Annotated in this window: 17 protein-coding genes; 13 read left to right on the plus strand and 4 right to left on the minus strand. The window is 64.5% G+C overall.

The genetic code is table 11. The annotated features are described in order from the left end of the window. Positions 1–140 precede the first annotated feature (140 nt). The gene (locus tag LOY26_RS07535) at positions 141–1181 is read right to left on the minus strand and encodes an AraC family transcriptional regulator (protein ID WP_186664097.1); all 1041 of its coding nucleotides are present in this window, start codon (positions 1179–1181) and stop codon (positions 141–143) included. A 4-nt stretch (positions 1182–1185) separates the two neighbouring features. Continuing rightward, positions 1186–2304 carry a nitrilase-related carbon-nitrogen hydrolase gene (locus LOY26_RS07540; RefSeq protein ID WP_258714542.1) on the minus strand — a complete coding sequence of 373 codons (1119 nt, stop codon included), beginning with the start codon at positions 2302–2304 and terminating at the stop codon, positions 1186–1188. 189 nt (positions 2305–2493) lie between these two features. On the opposite strand from LOY26_RS07540, the gene LOY26_RS07545 reads away from it, so the two are divergent. Further along, complete coding sequence (locus tag LOY26_RS07545) at positions 2494–4530, plus strand: NADPH-dependent 2,4-dienoyl-CoA reductase (RefSeq protein WP_258714543.1); 2037 nt, start codon at positions 2494–2496, stop codon at positions 4528–4530. Between the two features lie 74 nt (positions 4531–4604). Beyond that, entirely contained in the window at positions 4605–5504 is a 900-nt protein-coding gene (locus LOY26_RS07550) for a 1-aminocyclopropane-1-carboxylate deaminase/D-cysteine desulfhydrase (protein ID WP_189673401.1), read from the plus strand. On the opposite strand, the gene LOY26_RS07555 is transcribed toward LOY26_RS07550, so the two are convergent. After that, the gene (locus LOY26_RS07555; protein WP_033700521.1) at positions 5495–6040 is read right to left on the minus strand and encodes a cytochrome b; all 546 of its coding nucleotides are present in this window, start codon (positions 6038–6040) and stop codon (positions 5495–5497) included. The two genes, LOY26_RS07550 and LOY26_RS07555, sit on opposite strands and share 10 nt — an antisense overlap. Before the next feature lie 225 nt (positions 6041–6265). Further along, positions 6266–7288, minus strand: a complete 1023-nt coding sequence (locus LOY26_RS07560; RefSeq protein WP_258714544.1) for a DUF1853 family protein — start codon at positions 7286–7288, stop codon at positions 6266–6268. Between LOY26_RS07560 and LOY26_RS07565 the strand changes: the two genes are divergently transcribed. The 11 genes from LOY26_RS07565 to LOY26_RS07615 all read left to right on the plus strand — a co-directional run bounded on the left by LOY26_RS07565 (position 7287) and on the right by LOY26_RS07615 (position 19186). Continuing rightward, positions 7287–8177, plus strand: coding sequence for an NAD(+) kinase (locus tag LOY26_RS07565; RefSeq protein ID WP_033700519.1), 891 nt, complete (start codon positions 7287–7289; stop codon positions 8175–8177). The two genes, LOY26_RS07560 and LOY26_RS07565, sit on opposite strands and share 2 nt — an antisense overlap. After that, positions 8177–9148: a metallophosphoesterase gene (locus LOY26_RS07570; RefSeq protein ID WP_186653891.1), complete on the plus strand. Its 972-nt coding sequence runs from the start codon at positions 8177–8179 to the stop codon at positions 9146–9148. The genes LOY26_RS07565 and LOY26_RS07570 overlap by 1 nt, the downstream gene beginning before the upstream one ends. Beyond that, positions 9145–10032 carry a rhomboid family intramembrane serine protease gene (locus tag LOY26_RS07575; protein WP_186653901.1) on the plus strand — a complete coding sequence of 296 codons (888 nt, stop codon included), beginning with the start codon at positions 9145–9147 and terminating at the stop codon, positions 10030–10032. Before LOY26_RS07570 ends, LOY26_RS07575 begins: the two co-directional genes overlap by 4 nt. 13 nt (positions 10033–10045) lie before the next feature. Continuing rightward, positions 10046–10306, plus strand: coding sequence for a YeaC family protein (locus tag LOY26_RS07580; protein WP_033700516.1), 261 nt, complete (start codon positions 10046–10048; stop codon positions 10304–10306). Next, positions 10303–11133, plus strand: coding sequence for a DUF2797 domain-containing protein (locus tag LOY26_RS07585; RefSeq protein WP_033700515.1), 831 nt, complete (start codon positions 10303–10305; stop codon positions 11131–11133). The genes LOY26_RS07580 and LOY26_RS07585 overlap by 4 nt, the downstream gene beginning before the upstream one ends. A gap of 13 nt (positions 11134–11146) precedes the next feature. Further along, positions 11147–13804: an aminopeptidase N gene (gene pepN, locus LOY26_RS07590; RefSeq protein ID WP_258714545.1), complete on the plus strand. Its 2658-nt coding sequence runs from the start codon at positions 11147–11149 to the stop codon at positions 13802–13804. A gap of 186 nt (positions 13805–13990) precedes the next feature. Beyond that, a complete protein-coding gene (locus tag LOY26_RS07595; protein ID WP_186664105.1) occupies positions 13991–15031 on the plus strand; it encodes a YCF48-related protein in 1041 nt (346 codons plus the stop codon). 20 nt (positions 15032–15051) lie between these two features. Further along, positions 15052–17427 (plus strand): RND family transporter, encoded by a 2376-nt coding sequence (locus LOY26_RS07600; RefSeq protein WP_258714892.1) that lies wholly within the window; start codon positions 15052–15054, stop codon positions 17425–17427. A gap of 69 nt (positions 17428–17496) precedes the next feature. Continuing rightward, the gene (locus LOY26_RS07605; protein ID WP_033700512.1) at positions 17497–17787 is read left to right on the plus strand and encodes a DUF5629 family protein; all 291 of its coding nucleotides are present in this window, start codon (positions 17497–17499) and stop codon (positions 17785–17787) included. Continuing rightward, positions 17753–18883, plus strand: a complete 1131-nt coding sequence (locus LOY26_RS07610) for a lactonase family protein (RefSeq protein ID WP_202883654.1) — start codon at positions 17753–17755, stop codon at positions 18881–18883. The genes LOY26_RS07605 and LOY26_RS07610 overlap by 35 nt, the downstream gene beginning before the upstream one ends. A 123-nt stretch (positions 18884–19006) precedes the next feature. After that, positions 19007–19186, plus strand: a complete 180-nt coding sequence (locus LOY26_RS07615) for a hypothetical protein (RefSeq protein ID WP_033700510.1) — start codon at positions 19007–19009, stop codon at positions 19184–19186. Positions 19187–19330 lie beyond the last annotated feature (144 nt).

The raw sequence follows: 19330 nt of genomic DNA on the forward strand, positions 1-19330 counted from the left end.
CTGCTTAGGTTGAAGGCGACACCTACGAAGACAGATGAGAAAAGAGGACGCAGGGCAATGGACGAATATCAGGAAGAGCTGCTCGAGTTCCAGGCATACGAACTGGATACCCCGGAACCTGCCGAGGACGCCACTGAGCTTTAGCCGGCCTGCCGCTGACTGCGGCGAAACTCCCCCGGCGTGAGGCCGGTCCAGCGCTTGAATGCGCGCTGGAAAGCCTCTGCCGAAGCAAACCCCAGCAGATAAGCGATTTCGCCGAAAGCCAGCGCCGTGTCACGGATGTAGGTTTCGGCCAGGTCGCGCCGTGTCTCGTTCAGCACGTCGCGAAAGCGCGTGCCCTCCTCAGCCAGCTTGCGCCGCAATGTCCAGGTGGGCAGTTGCAGGCTCTGGGCCACTTCGTCCAGGTCCGGTTCGCGGCCGCCATTGAGTAACGGGCCGAGCAGGTGCGTGATGCGTTCACCCAGGCTGCGTACCCGTGTGCGCTGGAGCAACTCGGCTTCGCAGAGTTGCAGCAGGTGCTGCCAGGTGCTCGGGCAATGCTGCGGGTTGGCTATCTGTAGCGTGGCGCGGCTCAGGCGCAGTTGATTGCCAGCGGCTGCGAACTGCACCGGAGTACAGCACAGCGGCTGATACTGAGTGGCATAGTCAGGCGCTGCAAATTCAATATCCAGCCGTTCGGCCTGCAGCACGGTGCCTGTCAGGTCGCCCAGTTGTGCCAGCCAGCCGGCGAGCAACGAATCGACCACGAAACGGTTGTACGTGTTGTACGGGCTGATGGAGTAGAAGCGCAGCCAGGCGCCCTGGGCATCTTCCTGAAAGCTTGAGTGGCCTCGGTAGTTGGCAGCGTACAACGGCTCGAAGCGCAGCAAGGTGCGCGCCGCTTCGCCCAGGGTGGGCGCCTGGGCCGCCGTGATGCCCGCCAGGCCGGCATGGGCCAGGCGGCTGAGGCGCCCCATGTGCAGGCCCAGGGCTGGGTCTGCGCAGAGCGCGATGGCGGCATGCCCAAGGTGCATGTAGCGGGGGATCGACAAGCGTGCGCCCGCTTCGGCCAGGCGCGCAGCATCGAGGCCATAGCGCTGCAGCAGGGGCGCTGGGTCGTGGCCCAGCGCGCGCACAGCCTCGGCCAATGGCTGGACGAAGCCTACCGACAAGTCACCCAGGCGCACGCGGGGGCGGGCCACGGGGTCACAACCACAGGTTCAGCAGGCGGGCGCCCTGGCTAGGGTTGCCCGCCAGCAGTTCGCCCGATTGATGGGCAAAGCCCTGGCCGTCGCCGGCCTGCTCCCAGAACTGCCCGCGCATGAACACGCTCATGCTGCTGACACCTGCGCCAGCCGCCTGGGTCAGGCGCTGCCAGGCGGTTTGCTCGCTTACCTCGCCACGCTGCAAGGCAAGCTCGGCCGCCGCTTGCTGGTGGCGGTTGCCGCGCCAGGGCGCCTGCCAGCTACCTTTGCCGCTGAGGAACACCGGGTTGGCGATCAGTTGGACCGACTGTTGCTCCAGTTGCTGGTGGTTTTCCGGGTACCAGCTGTCACTGCCGATCAGTACACCGAGGCGCCCGGCGGGGGTTTGCAGGACCTGCAGCGGGTGCTGGCGGCCATCATGGATGTAGCGGCGCATTTCGCTGTCTGGGTACTGCTGGCGCTGGGGCTGGCCCAGCAGCGAGCCGTCGCCGGCAAACACCACGCTGCTGTTGTACAGCGGGCCACTGCCGGCGTGCAGCACGCCCTGTTTGACATAAGGGGCAGGGAGCACGATAGAGCCAGCCACCAGGGTTACCCCAAACTCCTTGGCCAGGCCACCGAACAGCTGCTGATAGTCGGCGGCCATCTGCTCGGCCTTCATGCGCAGGTGCGCGTCGGTGCGCCAGTCGTCGGCGTTGGCGCGCAGCATCGCCAGGCCATAGCGCAGCGGGTTGCTCAGCTCCAGCCATTGCAAGGCCTCGCGGCTCTGCGTGACCTGGTACAGCTCGTTCTTTTCGCCGCGCGCCCACAGCCAGGTGCCGATGTGCTCCGGCAACACCACCACCGTGCGTGGGCCAACCAGCCCCTGCATTCGGGCCTGCTGCAGATAGGCCGAGAGCTTGCGGTGCAGGCGCTGCAGGTTCTGGTAGTCACTTGGGTAAAGCAGCGGCTCGACGCCCAGCAGGTTGCCGTGTTCGCCCGGCACGCCATGGTTGAGCGCGAGCTCGATGCGCAGGTCGGACAGGTAATGGCCCTCCGGGCGCTGCTGGGTCCAGAAGCCGTAGCCGCACACGGCGGCGATCATCACCAGCGCCAAGGCGCTTGCCAGGAGTTTTCGCATGAAGCGGTACTGCGCCTTGGAAGTCAGAGTTGTCTAGGGTAGCCGTGCTGTGAGGCAGGATCAATAAGTTGTCAGTTTCGATCATTGAGCCTGTTCAAACGCCTGTTTAATGTCATCGGCAGATAAACGACGGGCCCGCCGGCAGGCGAGGTACCCGCATTCCGTGATCACGCCACATGGGGACCTTCCATGGCTGCCGACCTTTATCCGCACCTGCTCGCACCGCTCGACCTCGGCTTCACCACCTTGCGCAATCGCACCCTGATGGGCTCGATGCACACCGGCCTTGAAGAGCGGCCCGGTGGTTTCGAGCGCATGGCGGCCTATTTTGCCGAGCGCGCCCGGGGTGGTGTCGGCCTGATGGTCACCGGCGGCATCGCGCCCAATGATGAAGGTGGGGTCTATTCTGGCGCCGCCAAGCTCAGCACCGAAGAAGAAGCCGACAAGCACCGCATCGTGACTGACGCGGTACACGCCGCGGGCGGCAAGATCTGCCTGCAGATCCTGCATGCCGGGCGCTACGCCTACAGCCCGCGCCAGGTCGCGCCGAGTGCCATCCAGGCACCGATCAACCCGTTCAAGCCCAAGGAGCTGGACGAAGCGGGCATCGAGAAGCAGATCGCCGACTTCGTCAATTGCGCCGTACTGGCCCAGCGCGCGGGCTACGATGGCGTCGAGGTAATGGGTTCGGAAGGCTATTTCATCAACCAGTTCCTCGCTGCCCACACCAACCACCGCACCGACCGCTGGGGTGGCAGCTACGCCAACCGCATGCGCTTGGCCGTGGAAATCGTCAGCCGCGTACGTGAGGCCGTGGGCCCGAACTTCATCATCATCTTCCGCCTGTCGATGCTCGATCTGGTCGAGGGTGGCAGCTCCTGGGATGAAATCGAGCTGTTGGCCAAAGCCATCGAGCAGGCCGGTGCGACCCTGATCAACACCGGCATCGGTTGGCACGAGGCGCGCATCCCGACCATCGCCACCAAGGTGCCGCGTGCGGCGTTCAGCAAGGTCACCGCCAAGCTGCGGGGGGCGGTGAACATTCCGCTGATCACCACCAACCGTATCAACACCCCGGAAGTGGCCGAGGCGGTGCTCGCCGAAGGCGACGCCGATATGGTCTCCATGGCGAGGCCGTTCCTGGCCGACCCGGACTTCGTCAACAAGGCCGCCGCCGGGCACGCTGATCAAATCAACACCTGCATCGGCTGCAACCAGGCCTGCCTGGACCACACCTTTGGCGGCAAGCTGACCAGTTGTCTGGTCAACCCGCGCGCCTGCCACGAGACTGAGCTCAACTACCTGCCTGTGCGCGCGGTGAAGCGTATTGCCGTGGTCGGTGCAGGCCCAGCCGGCCTGGCGGCCGCCACTGTGGCCGCTGAGCGTGGCCACCAGGTGACGCTGTTCGATGCCGCTGGCGAGATCGGTGGGCAGTTCAACGTGGCCAAGCGGGTGCCGGGCAAGGAAGAGTTCTTCGAGACCCTGCGCTACTTTGCCAACAAGCTCAGCAGCACAGGCGTGGACGTGCGCCTGAACACCCGCGTCGATGTACAGGCGCTGGTGGACGGCGGCTTCGACGAGGTCATCCTGGCCACGGGTATCGCGCCACGCACCCCAGCGATCCCGGGGGTGGAGCACGCCAAGGTGCTCAGCTACCTGGATGTGCTGCTCGAACGCAAGCCGGTCGGCGCGGCCGTCGCGGTGATTGGGGCCGGCGGTATCGGTTTCGATGTGTCCGAATACTTGGTGCATCAGGGTGTGGCCAGCAGCCAGGACCGTGACGCGTTCTGGAAAGAGTGGGGCATCGACACCCAGCTTGAGGCCCGCGGTGGCGTGGCCGGAATCAAGGCCGCGCCGCACGCGCCGGCACGCCAGGTGTTCCTGCTGCAGCGCAAGGCGTCCAAGGTAGGTGACGGTCTGGGCAAGACCACCGGCTGGATCCACCGCGCAGGGCTGAAGAACAAACAGGTGCAGATGCTCAATGGCGTTGAATACCTGAATATCGACGACGCCGGTTTGCACATTCGTGTCGGCGGCGGTGAGCCGCAACTGCTGGCGGTGGACAACGTGGTGATCTGCGCCGGGCAAGAGCCGCTGCGTGAGTTGTACGACGGGCTGGTGACCGCAGGGCAGTCGGTGCATTTGATCGGCGGCGCGGACGTGGCAGCGGAGCTGGATGCCAAGCGGGCGATCAACCAAGGCTCGCGCCTGGCTGCCGAGCTTTGATAGGGCCGGGGGCTGCTTTGCGGCCCCCCGCTGTTTCACTGATAGACTGATGAATCAGCCTCAGGCCCCGATCCATGTCCATCGATTTCTTGAACCTCCCCCAGGCCCCTCTGCACCCCCTGACCCTGCCTTGGCTACAAAACGCCAATGTCGAAGCTGCCATCTTGCGCCTGGACCTGATCGACCCCCTGATCAGCGGCAACAAGTGGTTCAAGCTGCGCCACCACCTTGCACAAGCCCATGAAGCAGGCGCCCCCGGCCTGATCAGCCTGGGCGGTAGCCACTCCAACCACTTGCACGCCCTGGCTGCCGCCGGCAAACGGTTTGGCTTCGCCACCGCCGGCTTGCTGCGTGGCCATGCCCAGGACACCCCGACGGTGCGTGATCTGCAGACGCTGGGCATGCACGTGCACTGGCTGGGCTATGGTGGCTACCGTGCCCGCCATGAAGCGGGGTTCTGGCAACCCTGGCAGGCACGTTACCCCGGCTGGCACTGCATCCCCGAAGGCGGTGGCGGCATGGCGGGCGCGCAAGGCTGCGGTTTGATCGTCGAGCAAGCGCGTGCACAGCTCGCCGGCATCGGTTGGGACGATTACAGCGCCTGGTGGCTGGCCGTGGGTACCGGTACCACGCTGGCTGGCCTGGTGCTGGCAGAGGCCGGCGCGCATGACGTGCACGGCGCGCTGGCGGTGCCAGGCGATCATGGCGTGGCGGAGAATGTGAGCCAACTGGTCGGCGACAGTGGTTATAGGCTGCACGATGCCTGCCGGGGCGGCTTTGCCCGGGTCGACGACGAACTGTTGGGGTTCATCGACGCCTGCGAGCGCAGCACCGGCGTGCCGCTCGAAGCGCTCTACACCGGCAAGGCCTTGCTGGCGCTGCGTGAGCAGGTCGAGGCCGGCGTATTCCCGCCCGGCACCCGCCTGCTCGTGCTGCACACCGGTGGCCTGCAAGGCCGACGCGGTTACTTGTAGGGCAGCATGCGCAGCAGCGTGTTGTCGCGTTGCACGTAGTGGTGATACAGCCCGGCCAGCGCATGCAGGCCGATCAGCCAGTAACCCCAACTGCCGACGCGCTCATGCCAGCCTTTGATGAACTTGGCTTGGTCCGGGTCTGCGCCGATCAGGTGGGGCAGCTCGAGGCCATAGAAGGGTACCGGCTTGTCGGCGGCGCTGAGAATCAGCCAGCCGGCCAGGGGCAGGCCGATCATCAACAGGTACAGTGCCAGGTGCATCAGGTGGGCAAGGCCGGTCTGCCATGCAGGGGGCTTGGGCAGAATGGGCGGGGTGGGGCGGCTCAGGCGTACCGCCAGGCGCAGCCAGACCAGCACGAACACCGTCAGGCCCAGCATGAAGTGCAGGTCCTTCATCAGGTTGCGCTCAGCGCTGTCCTTGGGGAACAGGCCGCGAAACTCGATGCAGGCATAGACGGCGGCCAGCAGCACCAGCATCAGCCAGTGCAGGGCGATGGACAGGCGCGCGTAATGAGGCGTCGGGGTGAGTGAAACCATGCTTGATCCTCGTCATCAGGTTTAAGGTGGCGCTCTTGCTGGCGCTCACGGGTAACTGTAACTGCTGATTTGAGGGGATGCTTTGCGCTGGGTCGGTGAAAGGTGTTTGGCCGGTGGGGAATGGCTTGAGGTTTTCAGCGCCTACGAGATCGAGCGCCGCGCGGGCGGCGCTCGATCTTCTGGGGGGGGGGCGCCACAAACCTCAAGCCCTGCGCACAAACCCACCTACTCGCTCAGCGCCGGCCAGCCATCGGCCACCAAAAATACCCGCTCTACTTCATGCCAGGCCCCATCGGCCTGCATGTGCAACCTGACCAGCATCTGCGCCGGCGCCTGCTCATCCAACCCCGCCAGCCAAGCCTCGAACTGCTGCACTGTCCAGCACGCCTCAGCCGTGACCCGCGCTGGCGCCAGCCAGGCATTGCGCGGCAGGGGCTGCCAACGTTCAGCTGTGGCCCTTGGCCAATCCCGCCGGCGTAACCAACGCCCGCGCAGATGCAGCGGGTTGGCCCCCTCAGGCGGTTCTGCATGCCCAGGCCATGGGTAGAACAGATAACCCGCAAGCCACAGATGCGCCTGCACCTGCTGCACGCCAAGCCCGGCCAGCGCCACACGGCTGTGCGCACCACTAGACATGGGCAACTGATGCCCGGCCAGGTGCGCCAGCTTGCTGCCCAATCGGTCGTAACACCCCGGCCCGAGCCACTGTGCGGGGTCGCGACCACCGCTGTGGTCCGGCCCCAGGTAAAGCTTGATCGCCAGCTCCAGGTGGTGGGTGCCTTCAGCGTCGCGCAGCAAGATATCCAGCTCGCCCAGCGTGCGCCCACCTTCGCGGATCGCCAGGTTGGCCGCCAGCAGCTCGATACCCGGCGCCTGGCCCAGGGCGAACTGCCACAGGCTTTCGTAGTAAAGCCCCAGGCGCCGGCTGGTCAGCCTCGCCAGCCCGTCACGCAGCGGCTGGTCATCGGCATCCAAGGCCAACAACCAGGCTTTCAGGCGCTGCGGCTCATCGGCCCAGCCACTGCCTGCCAGCGGGTGGCGCTGGGGGCAGGGCGGGGCGCTGAGCAGCGGTGGGGACAGCAGTGCCCAGGCCAGGTCGCGCACGGCAGGGCGGCGCAACTGGCGGGGCAAGTCGTGGAGTTCGGCGAAGGGCATCATCCAGCGAGCATAGCCGGTTTGCCGCTGCCCGGTCGTTTCGCCCATAATCGGCGCATAGTCACCCGCCGCAGAGCCTCGCAGGAGCCCCATGGAGCAATTTCGCAATATCGGTATCATCGGACGCCTTGGCAGCTCACAGGTGCTCGACACCATTCGCCGACTGAAAAAATTCCTCATCGAGCGCCACCTGCATGTGATCCTCGAGGACACCATCGCCGAAGTGCTGCCCGGCCACGGCCTGCAGACGTCCACGCGCAAGCTGCTGGGCGAGGTCTGCGACCTGGTCATCGTCGTTGGTGGTGATGGCAGCCTGCTCGGCGCCGCCCGCGCCTTGGCCCGGCACAACATTCCGGTGCTGGGCATCAACCGCGGCAACCTGGGCTTTCTTACCGATATCCGCCCCGACGAGCTGGAAGAAAAGGTCGCCGAAGTGCTCGACGGCCACTACCTGGTAGAAAACCGCTTCCTGTTGCAGGCCGAAGTGCGCCGGCACCACGAGGCCATCGGCCAGGGCGATGCGCTCAACGATGTGGTCCTGCACCCCGGCAAATCGACGCGGATGATCGAGTTCGAGATCTACATCGATGGCCAGTTCGTCTGCAGCCAGAAGGCCGACGGCCTGATCGTCGCCACCCCGACCGGCTCGACCGCCTATGCGTTGTCGGCGGGCGGCCCGATCATGCACCCCAAGCTCGACGCCATCGTCATCGTGCCGATGTACCCGCATACCCTGTCGGGCCGGCCTATCGTGGTGGACGGCAACAGCGAACTGAAGATCGTCGTGGCCAAGGACCTGCAGATCTATCCGCAGGTCTCCTGTGACGGCCAGAACCACTTCACCTGCGCCCCCGGCGACACCATCACGGTGAGCAAGAAGCCGCAGAAACTGCGCCTGATCCATCCGCTGGACCACAATTACTACGAAGTCTGCCGTACCAAACTCGGCTGGGGCAGCCGCCTTGGCAGCAGGGACGACTGATGCTCGATCCGGCGCGAAGTTTCGACATCATCGGTGACGTGCATGGTTGTGCGCTGACCCTTGAACGCCTGCTCGACGCCCTGGGTTACAAGCGTGTGGCGGGCGTCTGGCGCCACCCACGGCGCCAGGCACTGTTCCTCGGCGACATCGTTGACCGTGGGCCGCGTATCCGTGAGGCCTTGCACATCGTGCACGACATGGTCGAGGCCGGTCAGGCGTTCTGCATCATGGGCAACCATGAGTACAACGCCCTGGGCTGGGTTACCCCGGCCCTGCCCGGCAGCGGCAAGGCCCATGTGCGCGAGCACACGCCACGTCACGCCCGGCTGATCGACGAGACCCTGACCCAGTTCGCCCACCACCCCGGCGACTGGCATGACTTCGTCAACTGGTTCTATGAATTGCCGCTGTTCGTCGACGCCGGGCGCTTCCGCCTGGTGCACGCCTGCTGGGACCCCCGGTTGATCGAGCCGCTACGCCAGCAATATCCGAATGGGCGCATCGACCAACACTTCATCCAGGCCTCGGCCGTGCCCGGCAGTTTCGCCGCCACGGTGTGCAATCGCCTGCTGCGGGGCACCGACATGCGCCTGCCGGACGGGCTGACCCTGACCGGTGGCGATGGCCTGACCCGCGCCTTCTTCCGCACCAAATTCTGGGAAGAAGACCCGCAAACCTATGGCGACATCGTGTTCCAGCCCGATGCCCTGCCCGAGGCAGTCGCCAGCACGCCGCTCAGCCATACCCAGAAGAACGCCCTGCTGCGCTACGCCGAGGACCAACCCTTGCTGTTCGTCGGCCATTACTGGCGCAGCGGCCGCCCGGCGCCGATACGCGACAACCTGGCCTGCCTGGACTACAGCGCCGTGCTCTATGGCAAGCTGGCAGCCTATCGGCTGGATGATGAAACCCGGATCGACCCGCACAAGTTCGTCTGGGTCGACGTCGATCGCCCACAGGCCAATCAATGAACATAATCGAAGTGATGCGCCTGCCGCTGTCGGTCGACCTCAGCGGCTTCGTCCATCTGCTGCAGCGCTTGCAGGTGCCGCACCGGGTCAGCGAAGAAGGCGATGCCCAGGTGCTCTGGGCGCCCGATACCCTGGCCGAAGACGTGCTGCAACTCTACCAGCGCTTCCCGGACGGCAACGCCGACCTTGAGCTTGCCCAGGCGCCAATGGCAGCGGCTTCAACCGCGACTGCCGCCACCCAGCCCTCCCTGAAGGACCAGGCAAAAGCCTGCAAGGTCACCACCGTGATCCTGCTGCTGTGCTTCATCGTCGCGGGCCTCACCAGCCTTGGCGAAAACTTCTCGACCATCGGCTGGTTCACCTTCCTCGATTTCCGCGTACAAGGCGACTACCTGTACTTCACCCCACTGGCCCAAGGCCTCGCCGAGGGCCAATGGTGGCGCCTGGTGTCACCGATGCTGCTGCACTTCGGCGTGCTGCACCTGGCCATGAACAGCCTGTGGTACTGGGAGCTGGGCAAGCGCATCGAACTGCGCCAGGGCCCGTGGCTGTTGCTGGGCCTGACCCTGTTGTTCAGCCTGGTGTCCAACCTGGCCCAGCACTACACCAGCGGCCCGAGCCTGTTCGGCGGCCTGTCTGGCGTGCTCTACGGCTTGCTTGGGCATATCTGGCTGTACCAGTGGCTGGCGCCCAACCCGCACTTCAACCTGCCCAAGGGCGTGCTGGTGATGATGCTTATCTGGCTGGTGGTGTGCCTGACCGGGGTGGTCGGCCAGCTCGGCTTTGGCCAGATCGCCAATGCCGCCCACGTTGGCGGGTTGCTCATCGGATGCCTGACAGGGCTCTTGGGTGGCGGGATGGCCCGGCGTAAACTGTCGGCTTGAATTAGGAGACGCTATGTCCACTTTCGCGCAAATGATCGAAAACATTACCCCCGAAATCTACGAGAGCCTGAAAACGGCCGTGGAGATCGGTAAATGGTCCGATGGCCGCAAGCTCACTGTCGAACAGAAAGAGCTGTCGTTGCAGGCCGTGATCGCCTGGGAGATGCAAAACCTCCCCGAAGATCAGCGCACCGGTTACATGGGCCCGCAGGAATGCGCGTCGAAGTCGGCGCCGATCGCTAACATTCTGTTCAAGTCGGACTCGGTACATTGATCGAACTCGCTCGTGGCTCTTTGAGCAAGATGGCAGTGCGCCTGGAAGCACCGGTCGTGCAATACAGCTTTCGCCTGGGTGAGGAGCAGGTACCGGTCAACCCGTTGATCGGCCAGCGCCTGCGCCTGGAGTACCTCGGCGCCATTCATTGCAGCCATTGCGGCAAGCGCACCAAGACCAGCTTCAGCCAGGGTTACTGCTACCCGTGCATGACCAAGCTGGCCCAGTGCGACATTTGCATCATGGCCCCGGAACGCTGCCACTACGACGCCGGCACCTGCCGCGAGCCGTCCTGGGGCGAGCAGTTCTGCATGACCGACCACGTGGTCTACCTGGCCAACTCGTCGGGGGTCAAGGTCGGCATCACCCGCGCCACCCAACTGCCCACCCGCTGGCTCGACCAGGGTGCCAGCCAGGCCCTGCCGATCATGCGCGTGGCCACCCGCCAGCAATCAGGTCTGGTCGAAGACGTGCTGCGCAGCCAGGTACCCGACCGCACCAACTGGCGTGCACTGCTCAAGGGCGACGCCGAAGTGCTGGACCTGGTCGCCATCCGCGAACAGATCTTCGATGCCTGCGCCGACGGCCTGCGCGAGCTGCAGGCACGCTTTGGCCTGCAGGCGCTGCAGCTGCTGCCGGATGCCGAAGTGGTGCAGATGCGTTACCCGGTCGAGGCCTACCCGACGAAGATCGTCAGCTTCAACCTGGACAAGAACCCGGTGGTGGAAGGCACGCTGCTGGGCATCAAGGGCCAGTACCTGATTTTCGACACCGGCGTGATCAACATTCGCAAGTACACGGCCTACCAGTTGGCCGTGCTCCAGTAAAAAGGACCTGCACATGCGTACCGAACAACCGCAAGTGATCTACCTCAAGGACTACCAGGCGCCCGAGTACCTGATCGACGAGACGCACCTGACCTTCGAGCTGTTCGAGGACCACACCCTGGTCCATGCGCAACTGGTCATGCGCCGCAACCCGGCACGCGGTGCCGGCCTGCCGCCACTGGTGCTCGACGGCCAGCAGCTCGAACTGCTGCGCGCCTCGCTGGACGATCAGGAGCTGCAGCCAAGCGACTACCAGCTTGAAGCCGACAGCCTGACGGTCCACCCCAAGGCCGAGCGCTTCACCCTCGACACCAGCGTGAAGATCCACCCCGAGAGCAACACCGCGCTGGAAGGCCTGTACAAGTCCGGCAAGATGTTCTGCACCCAGTGCGAGGCCGAGGGCTTTCGCAAGATCACCTATTACCTCGACCGCCCGGATGTGATGAGCACCTTCACCACCACGGTGATCGCCGAGCAGCATCGCTACCCGGTGCTGCTGTCCAACGGCAACCCGATCGGCAGCGGGCCGGCTGAAGAGGGCCGGCACTGGGCGACCTGGGAAGACCCGTTCATGAAACCGGCCTACCTGTTCGCCCTGGTGGCCGGCGACCTGTGGTGCGTCGAGGACAGCTTCACGCGCCAGTCGGGCCGCGACGTGACCCTGCGTATCTACGTCGAACCCGAGAACATCGACAAGTGCGACCACGCCATGGTCAGCCTGAAGAAGTCCATGCGCTGGGACGAGGAAGTCTACGGCCGTGAGTATGACCTGGACATCTTCATGATCGTCGCGGTCAATGACTTCAACATGGGCGCCATGGAAAACAAGGGCCTGAACATCTTCAACTCGAGCTGCGTGCTGGCCCGCGCCGAAACCGCCACCGACGCCGCCCACCAGCGGGTCGAAGGCGTGGTCGCCCACGAGTACTTCCACAACTGGTCGGGCAACCGCGTAACTTGCCGCGACTGGTTCCAACTGTCGCTCAAGGAAGGCTTCACGGTGTTCCGCGACGCCGAGTTCAGCGCCGACATGAACTCGCGCACGGTCAAGCGCATCGAGGACGTCGCCTACCTGCGTACCCACCAGTTCGCGGAAGATGCCGGCCCCATGGCCCACCCGGTACGCCCGGACAGCTTCATCGAAATCTCCAACTTCTACACCCTGACCGTGTACGAGAAGGGTGCCGAAGTGGTGCGCATGGTCCGCACCCTGCTGGGCGCCGAGGGCTTCCGCAAGGGCAGCGACCTGTACTTCGAACGCCACGATGGCCAGGCGGTGACCACCGACGACTTCATCAAGGCCATGGAAGATGCCAACGGCGTCGACCTGACGCAGTTCAAGCGCTGGTACAGCCAGGCCGGCACGCCGCGCCTTGAGGTGAGCGAAGCCTATGACGCGGGTGCCCAGACCTACAGCCTGACGTTCCGCCAGAGCTGCCCGCAGACGCCGGACAAGGCCGACAAATTGCCGTTCGTGATCCCGGTCGAACTGGGCCTGCTGGATGCCGAAGGCAGCGACCTGTCACTGCGCCTGGCCGGCGAAGCCGCCGCTGCCGGCAGCAGCCGCGTGCTGTCGGTGACCGAGGCCGAGCAGACCTTCACCTTCGAAGGCATCACGGCCAAGCCGCTGCCCTCGCTGCTGCGTGGTTTCAGCGCGCCGGTGAAGCTGAGCTTCCCGTATGACCGCGACCAGCTGATGTTCCTCATGCAGCATGACAGCGACGGCTTCAACCGCTGGGAAGCGGGCCAGCAACTGTCGGTGCAGGTGCTGCAGGAGCTGATTGGCCAGCATCAGCGCGGCGAAGCGCTGAAGCTCGACCAGCGTCTGATCACTGCGCTGGGCACCGTGCTGGGCAACACGTCGCTGGACGCTGCCATGGTCGCCGAGATGCTGTCGCTGCCGGGCGAGGCCTACCTCACCGAGATCAGCCAGGTGGCCGACGTCGATGCCATCCACGCCGCCCGCGAGTTCGCTCGCCAGCAGATCGCCGAGCAGTTGTTCGATGGCCTGTGGGCGCGCTATCAGGCGCACCGCGAGGCCTCGCGCAGCACGGCCTACGTCGCTTCGGCCGAGCACTTCGCCCGCCGCAGCCTGCAGAACATCGCCCTGTCGTACCTGATGCTGAGCGGCAAGCCGCAGGTGCTGGAAGCGACCCTGGAGCAGTTCGACCAGTGCGACAACATGACCGAACGCCTGACGGCCCTGGCGGTACTGGTCAACTCGCCGTTCGAGGCTGAGCGGGCCAAGGCGCTGGCAACCTTTGCCGAGCACTTCCAGGACAACCCGCTGGTCATGGACCAGTGGTTCAGCGTGCAGGCCGCCAGCTCACTGCCGGGCGGGCTGGCGCGGGTCAAGGCGCTGATGCAGCACCCGGCGTTCACCCTGAAAAACCCGAACAAGGTGCGCGCGGTGGTTGGTGCCTTTGCCGGGCAGAACCTGGTCAACTTCCATGCGGCGGATGGTTCGGGCTATCGCTTCCTGGCAGACCTGGTGATCGAGCTGAATGCGCTGAACCCGCAGATTGCTTCGCGTCAACTGGCACCGCTGACCCGCTGGCGCAAGTATGACGCTGCGCGTCAGGCGTTGATGAAGGGCGAACTGGAGCGGATCCTCGCTTCTGGGGCGCTGTCCAGTGATGTGTATGAAGTGGTGAGCAAGAGCCTGGCTTGATTGCCAGTGGGGCCGCAAAGCGGCCCCAGCCTTTCATGTGCTTAACAAAACATAACGTCCCGCTCGTTGTATCCGCGCAACGTTCCCCGCTACGATCCCCTCAAGCTATTGCAGGCCTCTACCACAGGCTTTTCGCAGTACCTGCAAGGCATTGACCCACTAAGAAGAACACAACAGGGGACAGTCATGAGGGAGCAGCTGATGGCGCAGCCCAGGCGTGGTGCCTGGCCGCTGGCCGCCGGTGCGATGCTGGCGCTGGCATTGGGAATGTGGACGGGCAGCGTCGAAGCCGCTGCCGCCGACGAATACTCGACCGAATCGGCCAAGGCCAGCCAGAGCCTGCTGATCGACGCCGTCCACGCCGGCAAGCGCCTGGTAGTGGTGGGCGATCGCGGTCATATCCTGTTCTCCGACGACCAGGGCAAGACCTGGACCCAGGCGCGGGTGCCCACCCGGCAACTGCTCACCGCCGTGTTTTTTCTCGACGACAAGCGTGGCTGGGCAGTCGGCCATGATGCGCAGATCCTCGCCAGCACCGACGGCGGCGCGACCTGGAGCAAGCAGTTCGAAGACCTTACCCGTGAAGCCCCGTTGCTCGATGTCACCTTCCTCGACGCCCAGCACGGTTTTGCCGTAGGTGCCTATGGCGCCTTGCTGGAAACCCGCGACGGCGGCCAGCACTGGCAGGACGTCGCCGAGCGGCTGGACAACCCCGACCAGTTTCACCTCAACGGCATCGCCGTGATCAAGGAAGCCGGCCTGTTCATTGTCGGCGAGCAGGGCAGCATGTTCCGCTCCAGCGACAACGGCCAGGCCTGGGCCAAGGTCGACGGCCCTTACGATGGCTCGTTGTTCGGCGTGATCGGCACCGCCCAGCCGCAGACCCTGCTGGCCTACGGCCTGCGCGGCAACCTGTTCCGTTCAACGGACTTCGGTGACAGCTGGCAGCCGATCGCGCTCAAGGCCGCGCGCGGCGCACTCGAATTCGGCCTGGCAAGCGCTACGCTTGTCGAGGATGGCAGCGTGGTGCTGGTCGGTAACGGCGGCAGTGTGTTGCGCAGCCATGACGACGGGCAAACTTTCAGCGTCTACAACCGCGCCGACCGCATCGCCCTGGCCGGCGTCACTGGCCTGTCCACGGGCGGCTTGCTGCTGGTGGGGCAGGGTGGTGTGCACCTGGCCACCGCCGAAGGTGCCGACCAGGCTGCCGAGGAGCCGCGCCCATGACCAGCAGGGAGAGCATCACCATGCACCCGCATCATCAGGACAAGGCCACGCTGCTCGAACGCCTGATCTTCAACAATCGCCCCGTGGTCATCGCCCTGTGCGTGCTGGTCAGCATTTTCCTGTTCTGGCAGGCCACGCAGATTCGCCCCTCGACCAGCTTCGAAAAAATGATCCCGCTCGAACACCCGTTCATCGAGCAGATGATGGAGCACCGCAACGACCTGGCCAACCTCGGCAATACCGTGCGTATTTCCGTGGAGGCGGTCAACGGCGACATCTTCGACAAGGACTACATGGAGACCCTGCGCCAGATCCATGACGAGGTGTTCTACATCCCCGGTGTCGATCGCGCCGGGCTGAAGTCGCTGTGGAGCCCCAGCGTGCGCTGGACCGAAGTGACCGAAGAAGGCTTCTCCGGTGGCGAGGTGATCCCCAATACCTACAATGGCTCGGCCGAAAGCCTCGACGCGTTGCGCGACAACGTGCTCAAGTCCGGCCAGGTCGGGCGCCTGGTGGGTAACAACTTCAAGTCCACTATCGTTGACGTGCCGCTGCTGGAGAGCTACCCCGACCCGCAGGACCAGGGCAAGCAGGTCAAGCTCGACTACCAGCAGTTCTCGCATCAGCTGGAAGAAAAGATCCGCGACAAGTTCCAGGCACAGAACCCCAACGTGAAGATCCATATCGTCGGCTTCGCCAAGAAGGTCGGCGACCTGATCGACGGCCTGGTGATGGTGGTGATGTTCTTCGGCGTGGCCCTGGCCATCACCTGTGTGCTGCTGTACTGGTTTACCTGGTGCATCCGCAGCACCATCGCCGTGCTCATCACCACCCTGGTGGCGGTGGTCTGGCAACTGGGGTTGATGCATGCGGTGGGCTTCGGCCTGGATCCGTATTCGATGCTGGTGCCCTTCCTGATCTTCGCCATCGGCATTTCCCATGGGGTGCAGAAGATCAACGGCATCGCCCTGCAGTCCAGCGACGCCGACAACGCCCTGACTGCGGCCCGGCGCACCTTCCGCCAGCTGTTCCTGCCCGGGATGATCGCCATCCTCGCCGATGCCGTGGGCTTCATCACCTTGCTGATCATCGACATCGGGGTCATCCGCGAGCTGGCCATCGGCGCTTCGATCGGTGTCGCGGTCATCGTCTTTACCAACCTGATCCTGCTGCCGGTGGCGATCTCCTATGTCGGCATCAGCAACAAGGCCGTCGAGCGCAGCAAGAAGGATGCGACCCGTGAACACCCGTTCTGGCGCCTGCTGGCCAACTTCGCCAGTGCCAAGGTGGCGCCGGTGTCGATTGGCCTGGCCTTGGTGATGTTCGCCGGTGGCCTGTGGTACAGCCAGAACCTGAAGATCGGCGACCTCGACCAGGGCGCTCCGGAACTGCGCCCGGACTCACGCTACAACCAGGACAACAACTTCATCATCAGCAACTATTCGACCAGCTCGGACGTGCTGGTGATCATGGTCAAGACGCCGTCGGAAAGCTGCTCGATCCACTCGACAATGGCGCCGATCGACGAGCTGATGTGGACCATGGAGAACACCCCGGGCGTGCAGTCGGCGATCTCGCTGGTGACCGTGTCCAAGCAGGTGATCAAGGGCATGAACGAGGGCAGCCTGAAATGGGAAACCCTGTCGCGCAACCCGGACGTTCTCAACAACTCCATCGCCCGCGCCGACGGCCTGTACAACGCCGACTGCTCGCTGGCGCCGGTGCTGGTGTTCCTCAACGACCACAAGGCCGAGACCCTGGAACGGGTTACCGCCGCCGCCAAGGCCTTTGCCGACAGCTACAACAAGGAAGGCCTGCAGTTTTTGCTGGCAGCCGGCAACGCCGGGATCGAGGCGGCCACCAACGAGGTCATCAAGTCGGCCGAGCTGACCATTCTGGTGCTGGTGTACATCTGCGTGGCGGTGATGTGCCTGATCACCTTCCGCTCGTTCGCCGCGACCTTGTGCATCGTCCTGCCGCTGGTGCTGACATCGGTGCTGGGTAATGCACTGATGGCCTACATGGGCATTGGCGTGAAGGTCGCCACCTTGCCGGTAGTGGCCTTGGGCGTGGGCATTGGCGTGGACTACGGCATCTACATCTACAGCCGCCTGGAAAGCTTCTTGCGCGCAGGCCTGCCGCTGCAGGAGGCCTACTACGAAACCCTGCGTTCGACTGGCAAGGCCGTGTTGTTCACGGGGTTGTGCCTGGCCATTGGCGTGTGCACCTGGATCTTCTCGGCGATCAAGTTCCAGGCCGACATGGGCCTGATGCTGACCTTCATGCTGCTGTGGAACATGTTCGGTGCGCTGTGGCTGCTGCCGGCGCTGGCGCGGTTCCTGATCAAGCCCGAGAAGATGGTGGGCAAGGAGGGTGGGTCGATTTTCGCCCACTGATTGCTGTATCTGGGGGCCGCATTGCGGCCCCAGGGTTATAATGCCGGCACTTCTCTAACTGGTATCCCCATGTCCCCCCTTGCCACCGCCCTCGCAGCCTGCGACATGCTGCTGATCGACGGCCTGCACGCCTTCGACTTCACCGCCAACGAAACCGGCCTCACCGTCGAATGCATGGACGGCCGCCAGCTGCGCCGCTGGGCCTTCACCGCCGAACAGGTCGCCGCCGCCATCGCCACGGGTGACGAGTGGCAGCTCAGCGATGCCCAGGGCGAGCATCGTCTAGTCTGTATGAGTGCCTTTCGTGCCCCGGATGAAGACGACGATGAAGCGAATCTGGACGAGCCTGCTGACCGCTAGCCTGATGACCCTGACCCTCAATGCCCAGGCTGCCACACTGCTGGTGGGCAGCTACACCGATGGCGCCAGCCAAGGTATCTACCGCTACCGGTTCGACAGCACGACAGGCCATATCGACCCCACCCCGCAACAGGTGGTCAAGAGCGTGAGCCCCTCCTGGCTGGTGCTCTCGGCCGACCAGCGGCAACTGTTCGCCGTCAACGAAACCGTTCAGGGCCACGTCAGCAGTTTCAGCGTGAGCAGCAAAGGCGAGATCAAACCCCTCAACCAGGTGGCCAGCCGGGGCGACGAGCCAACCCACGCCAGCCTCAGCCGCGACCAGCGCTACCTGTTCGTTGCCAATTACGCGGTCAAGCCAGACCCCGGTGGCAGCCTGGTGGTGATCCCGGTGGCCAAGGACGGCAAGCTCAAGGCGGTGGTGCAGCAGGCCCGGCACAAGCCAAGTGGCGCCAACCCCGAACGCCAGGCCGGCGCCCATGTGCATTCGCTGGTGCTGTCGCCGGATGGGCAGCACCTGTATGCCAGCGACCTGGGCGCCGACAAGGTGTTCATCTATCGCTACGATGGCGCCAGCGCGGACCACCCACTGACCCCGGCGATTCCTGCTTCAGTGGCCTTGCCGCCGGGCAGCGGCCCGCGCCACCTGCTGTTCGACGGCAAGGGGCGACACGCTTACCTGACCCTGGAAATGAGCGCCGAGGTGGTGATGTTCGATGTTCAGGAAGGCAACCTTGTCGAACGCCAGCGCCTGCCCCTGACCGAGCGCCAGGATGCCGCGGCGAAAGCAAGTGGTGGCTTGCACCTGTCGGCGGACGGGCGCTTCCTGTATGTCAGCAATCGGGGCACGGCCAACGAGATCGTGGCGTTCAGCGTAGGTAAGGATGATGGCCAACTGGCGTTCTTGCAGCGCCGTTCGGTCGAAGGTGATCACCCTCGGGAATTTGCCCTGGACCCCAGCGACAACTTCCTGCTCGTGGCCAACCAGAAGAGTAACCAGATTGTGGTCATGCGCCGCGATCCGCGTAGCGGCAAACTGGGGGACACGGTGCAGACGCTGCCACAGGATGCGCCGTCGGACCTGAAATTCATCGAGTGACTATCGATCAGCGTGATAATGGTTACTGTCGCAATGAATTTCTAGCGGCGACCTTGGCGGCGTAAGTTTGACCCAAGGCCCAAACGGGCCAACGTCAAACCACCGCCGTCGAGGTAAGCCCAGATGAACTTCAATCTCTTCCCGGTCATCGCCGCATCCGCCATCTCCGCTTCGGTCGTGCTGCCGGCACAGGCCCATGCCGACACCAGCAGCAAGGCGTCCAGTACCCACAGCTATACCGAGCAGTACCTGCGCCAGAGCGCGCATTTCCATGCAGCCTTGAGTGGCAAGCACGGCCACTGAGCACTACCCGGCTTTTGTGTAGGAGCGGCCTTGCGTCGCGAACAGGGCTGCGCAGCGGCCCCAGCAATCTGTGTAGCGACACAGAACTTGGGGCCGCTACGCGCCCCTTTCGCGACGCAAGGCCGCTCCTACACAAGGGCCATG

Source organism: Pseudomonas sp. B21-047, assembly GCF_024748775.1.
GTDB lineage: Bacteria > Pseudomonadota > Gammaproteobacteria > Pseudomonadales > Pseudomonadaceae > Aquipseudomonas > Aquipseudomonas capeferrum.

What these genes read in the sequence shown, in the direction of transcription:
- LOY26_RS07540 (WP_258714542.1), bottom strand. Translation starts at nt 2,304, where the DNA reads ATGCGAAAACTCCTGGCAAGCGCCTTGGCGCTGGTGATGATCGCCGCC.
- LOY26_RS07545 (WP_258714543.1), top strand. Translation starts at nt 2,494, where the DNA reads ATGGCTGCCGACCTTTATCCGCACCTGCTCGCACCGCTCGACCTCGGC.
- LOY26_RS07550 (WP_189673401.1), top strand. Translation starts at nt 4,605, where the DNA reads ATGTCCATCGATTTCTTGAACCTCCCCCAGGCCCCTCTGCACCCCCTG.
- LOY26_RS07555 (WP_033700521.1), bottom strand. Translation starts at nt 6,040, where the DNA reads ATGGTTTCACTCACCCCGACGCCTCATTACGCGCGCCTGTCCATCGCC.
- LOY26_RS07565 (WP_033700519.1), top strand. Translation starts at nt 7,287, where the DNA reads ATGGAGCAATTTCGCAATATCGGTATCATCGGACGCCTTGGCAGCTCA.
- LOY26_RS07560 (WP_258714544.1), bottom strand. Translation starts at nt 7,288, where the DNA reads ATGGGGCTCCTGCGAGGCTCTGCGGCGGGTGACTATGCGCCGATTATG.
- LOY26_RS07570 (WP_186653891.1), top strand. Translation starts at nt 8,177, where the DNA reads ATGCTCGATCCGGCGCGAAGTTTCGACATCATCGGTGACGTGCATGGT.
- LOY26_RS07575 (WP_186653901.1), top strand. Translation starts at nt 9,145, where the DNA reads ATGAACATAATCGAAGTGATGCGCCTGCCGCTGTCGGTCGACCTCAGC.
- LOY26_RS07580 (WP_033700516.1), top strand. Translation starts at nt 10,046, where the DNA reads ATGTCCACTTTCGCGCAAATGATCGAAAACATTACCCCCGAAATCTAC.
- pepN (WP_258714545.1), top strand. Translation starts at nt 11,147, where the DNA reads ATGCGTACCGAACAACCGCAAGTGATCTACCTCAAGGACTACCAGGCG.
- LOY26_RS07595 (WP_186664105.1), top strand. Translation starts at nt 13,991, where the DNA reads ATGAGGGAGCAGCTGATGGCGCAGCCCAGGCGTGGTGCCTGGCCGCTG.
- LOY26_RS07600 (WP_258714892.1), top strand. Translation starts at nt 15,052, where the DNA reads ATGCACCCGCATCATCAGGACAAGGCCACGCTGCTCGAACGCCTGATC.
- LOY26_RS07605 (WP_033700512.1), top strand. Translation starts at nt 17,497, where the DNA reads ATGTCCCCCCTTGCCACCGCCCTCGCAGCCTGCGACATGCTGCTGATC.
- LOY26_RS07610 (WP_202883654.1), top strand. Translation starts at nt 17,753, where the DNA reads ATGAAGCGAATCTGGACGAGCCTGCTGACCGCTAGCCTGATGACCCTG.
- LOY26_RS07615 (WP_033700510.1), top strand. Translation starts at nt 19,007, where the DNA reads ATGAACTTCAATCTCTTCCCGGTCATCGCCGCATCCGCCATCTCCGCT.